Annotated in this window: 6 protein-coding genes and 1 pseudogene; all 7 read right to left on the minus strand. The window is 43.6% G+C overall.

Going from position 1 to position 3,646, the window contains the following annotated elements; genetic code table 11:
• Positions 1 to 147: 147 nt before the first annotated feature.
• Positions 148 to 480 carry a hypothetical protein gene (locus tag ACE01R_RS17470; protein WP_395552763.1) on the minus strand — a complete coding sequence of 111 codons (333 nt, stop codon included), beginning with the start codon at positions 478 to 480 and terminating at the stop codon, positions 148 to 150.
• On the minus strand, positions 480 to 770 hold the full coding sequence (locus ACE01R_RS17475) for a winged helix-turn-helix domain-containing protein (protein WP_395552764.1): 291 nt from the start codon (positions 768 to 770) through the stop codon (positions 480 to 482). Before ACE01R_RS17475 ends, ACE01R_RS17470 begins: the two co-directional genes overlap by 1 nt.
• Positions 767 to 946: pseudogene (locus ACE01R_RS17480) on the minus strand (DNA methyltransferase); the annotation flags it as partial. The gene ACE01R_RS17475 and the pseudogene ACE01R_RS17480, both read right to left, overlap by 4 nt.
• 2 nt (positions 947 to 948) lie before the next feature.
• Positions 949 to 2,313, minus strand: a complete 1,365-nt coding sequence (dnaB, locus tag ACE01R_RS17485) for a replicative DNA helicase (protein ID WP_395552768.1) — start codon at positions 2,311 to 2,313, stop codon at positions 949 to 951.
• Entirely contained in the window at positions 2,306 to 3,187 is an 882-nt protein-coding gene (locus ACE01R_RS17490) for a DNA-binding protein (protein WP_395552765.1), read from the minus strand. Before ACE01R_RS17490 ends, dnaB begins: the two co-directional genes overlap by 8 nt.
• Positions 3,184 to 3,345, minus strand: coding sequence for a hypothetical protein (locus ACE01R_RS17495; protein WP_395552766.1), 162 nt, complete (start codon positions 3,343 to 3,345; stop codon positions 3,184 to 3,186). Before ACE01R_RS17495 ends, ACE01R_RS17490 begins: the two co-directional genes overlap by 4 nt.
• On the minus strand, positions 3,342 to 3,646 hold a 305-nt coding region (locus ACE01R_RS17500), incomplete at its 5' end, for a hypothetical protein (protein ID WP_395552767.1). The genes ACE01R_RS17495 and ACE01R_RS17500, both read right to left, overlap by 4 nt.

A 3,646-nucleotide genomic window follows, 5' to 3' on the forward strand; every position in this document is an offset into this window, starting at 1 on the left:
ACCACATTTGGAAGTAGTTAAAAAAGTGCTTGTAGTAATCAACTCTGTGCTCAAATTCTTTGCCAAAGTAGTAAAACAACGTTGCCCTTTCCGGCGCCCCCTCCACAATTTCCTGACACTTTTCCAACCCCAATTCTTCGATTAAGCTCATGCCCATACCATGCACTCCTCACATTGGCAGCCACTTTTAAATTTTGTCATCGTTCCATGTTGTGCCAGCTTTAAAATTTCTTTCTTCACCTCAACTGGTGATGCCTTCCGAGCCGGCTTTTTAATTCTTACTTTTGGCACAACAGTCTTGATTGACCCCTTAAACCCCAAGCAAGGTACTTTTCTCAATACCGCTTCTTTCAATGGGTGATATGCACCACTATCGAAACTCGCCAAAACCTCTCTGACAGTCAGCGGCTCGTAATGCGGTCTACCCAATGCTTCAGCAATTTCAATCAATGCTGTTCTGATTTGTTCTTTGGTGTCCATCACCCCTTCACCCCAAATAATTGTTTTGTTTTATCCGTTATAAAGTAGCGAGATTCATCGCCACCGCTTTTCTTTTCCTTCAAATACCCTGTGCACACCAAGCCTTGAATACATCGCTGAACTGATCTTTTTGTAAGGAAAGGCGCAACCTTTTCACGAATTACAGCGGTAGTTGCTACCGGTACAGATTCAACGCATTTCAATACAGCTATGATTCTCTCAAAGGCCACAATCTGGCTTTTTGGCGCACCCACCCAATCTACGGTTTTATCGTCTAATGGGTGTTTCATGCGGCACCACCAAATAAATCAGGCTGACGATCCTTTTTGGTACCAGCTAAAGCAATTCGCTCTTGTGCCACCAGAAAGTATTTTTCTTCCTTCTCAATCCCGATGAAATGACGACCTGTATTTACACAAGCAACACCAGTGGTACCGCTACCCATTGTGTTATCAAGTACGGTTTCCTTCACACCCCACCCCCTAAGCCTTGTTCTGCATAATATTCAGGACTCAAATCACAGAAAGTTGCCTGACTTAAATTGGTTGCCAGCCGAACAGTTCCGGTTGATCCATTGCGTGCCTTGCCAATAATGATTTCTGCTGTGCCTGCTTCTTTGGATTCCTTGTTGTAAACCTCATCGCGGTAAATAAACATGATGATGTCTGCATCCTGTTCAATAGCCCCTGATTCACGAATATCCGACATCACTGGGCGTTTGTTTGGTCGTTGCTCTAAAGATCGGTTAAGCTGCGATAATGCAATCACCGGGCAACCAAAGTCCTTGGCAATTTTCTTAAGTCCCCACGAAATATCACCAATCTCATGCACCTTGTTTCCTGATTTTTCAGGCGGTGTCATGATTTGCAGATAATCAACAACGATGGCATTCAAGCGTCCACCTGTTTTCTGCTTAACCTTGCGTGCTTCACGACGAATATCGGCTAGACTTGGGGAAGCCTTGTCATTGATAAAAATCGGGCAATTCTGAATAACCTGGATTGCCTGCTGAATGCCTGCCGCACCTTCTGCATCAAATCTAGCCGAACGAACCTGCTTAAGTGGAATCTGACCAAGGCCGGAAATCATACGTTCCATAATTTGCTCTTTGCTCATCTCGCCAGACATAAACAAAACCACTTCGCCTTGATTCACTGCCAAGTCGAGCATGATGTTTTGAGCGAATGTGGTTTTACCCATTGATGGGCGTGCACCAACAATCACCAAATCGGTTCGATCAATTCGATCAAGCTTGTTGTCCAGTTCGATAAATCCCGTCTTCACCCCAACTTTGACTTCAATGCCTTCATGAATCTTTTGGTGACGATCCAGAATGTCTTTAAGCACATCATTAGCGATATCAGACACCGAGTGCGTGTCGCTCTCAGTAACACCGCCATCCAAGCCAGATACAAGAGCTTGCGCCTTCTCGATTGCGGTTTCACTGGTGTAGCTCAATGTATCGCTTGCCACAGTCGCAATATGTTTACTCACATCGTGAATCCTGCGACGAGTCGAAAGGTCTTTCAGTTTTTTGATGTGTGTATTCAGTAAGCCAAAATGAGCAATGGTTGACGAGAGTTCAGTGAAGTATTCCTCAGTACACTGCTGAAGCTCCATTGCGTTTCTACGAATACATTCCCAAATCACAACAGCATCATGAGCCTCGCCTTTATTGAATTGGCTTTTGATGTGATGAAATACAATCTGGTGGCGTGTCGCATAGAAATCGCTTTCACTCAGCTGTTCAATGTAATCACCTGATCCTTGCTCATGGTCCATGAGTGAGCAAAGCACAGCTTGTTCAACAGGAATGGAATGCAATTCAATCATCATTCATCCCCTTGAATTTTTTAGCTACGCCTTTGAATGTTGGCTGAGCTTGTTGTTCAGAGGTTTGTTGTGTTTTGGTTTGTGGATTTTCCAGTTGATCCAACTCGGCATTGGTTCCTTGCCAGTTCCAGGTTGCGTTAAATGATTCCCAACCACGCAAAACGATAATCTGGAATACACGCTCATTTGCAAGTTGCGCTTCAACAGCTTGGTTGAAGATGATTTTCAAAGAGCGTTCAGTGATGGTTTTACGTTTCTTGTTTTTCAGATCAATAAACTCTTGAGCTGTTTGTTCAGAAACACCATTTTCGATTAAAGATTTTTTAGCAGAGAATTTTTGAGTTTTTTTAGCGTCAGCGCCTAAATTAATATCTGTAGTATTCTCTGTAGTATTCTCTGTATTAGATGGGCTGATTTGTGCATTCAGTTGGGCGCTTTCGTGCATACAGTCTGGCGCTTCTGTGCATTCAGTATGGCGGTTTGGTGCATTCAGTATGGCGGAATTGTGCATACTAGGAGTAGCAAGTGTTTCAGAGTATTCAATCAACGCTTTGTATAGATTTTCACGCTCAACACGAAAGAAAACACGACGCGGTACACCTACTTTCTTTTCTAACAGAAAACCAAGATCTTTGAGGGTTTTTCTGGCAGTATCTTGCTCACGACGAGTAAGACCGGTTTCCATAGTCCACTCGTGATGAGTCTTAAAAATCCACCCATCATTGTCTTTTGTACGCGAGGTCCAATACACCAGTTGTGACAGCATGAGTGCGCCATTAATGCCACACCCAATGAACACGTAATGTTTGTTAAATGCGATTGGTTGATCATTCATAGCTTCAATCAACTTGATCATGGGGATGCTTGTATTCATGCTGCATCCCCCATCTTGTGAAAATGTCTATCCAGCACAGCCACAAAATCCACCTTCACTGACTGAACATACGGATCAAGTGGCATGTTGTTTTTGTGCAATTGTTTGCGGTACTCAGCACGTCTGAGTTCAAGCAATTGAGCGAGTGTTAATTTCATACTTGATCCCCTAACCGCTTCCCCGCATTTAGCTCCTGCACACTTGCATGACGAATCAGGTGGCTCAATGCAAAGTTTCTGTTTCCATCCAGCAATACGCCATTACCTTGAACTTTGTGCACAGTCATCAAATGACCTGGCTTAAGCACATCGATAAAAACAACCGTATCGCCGGTAATAAAATCTGATTCTGAAATCAAGCAATGCCCGCACTGCTCTTCTGTAAATTCGCTGCACTTGTTAGCGCATGGGTGTTGTGGTAGATTTGTTTCCATTCTAGGGTTCCTAAATTCTTGAATAC

The sequence above is a fragment of the Acinetobacter sp. BSP-28 genome (genome assembly GCF_044130285.1).
Taxonomy (GTDB): domain Bacteria; phylum Pseudomonadota; class Gammaproteobacteria; order Pseudomonadales; family Moraxellaceae; genus Acinetobacter.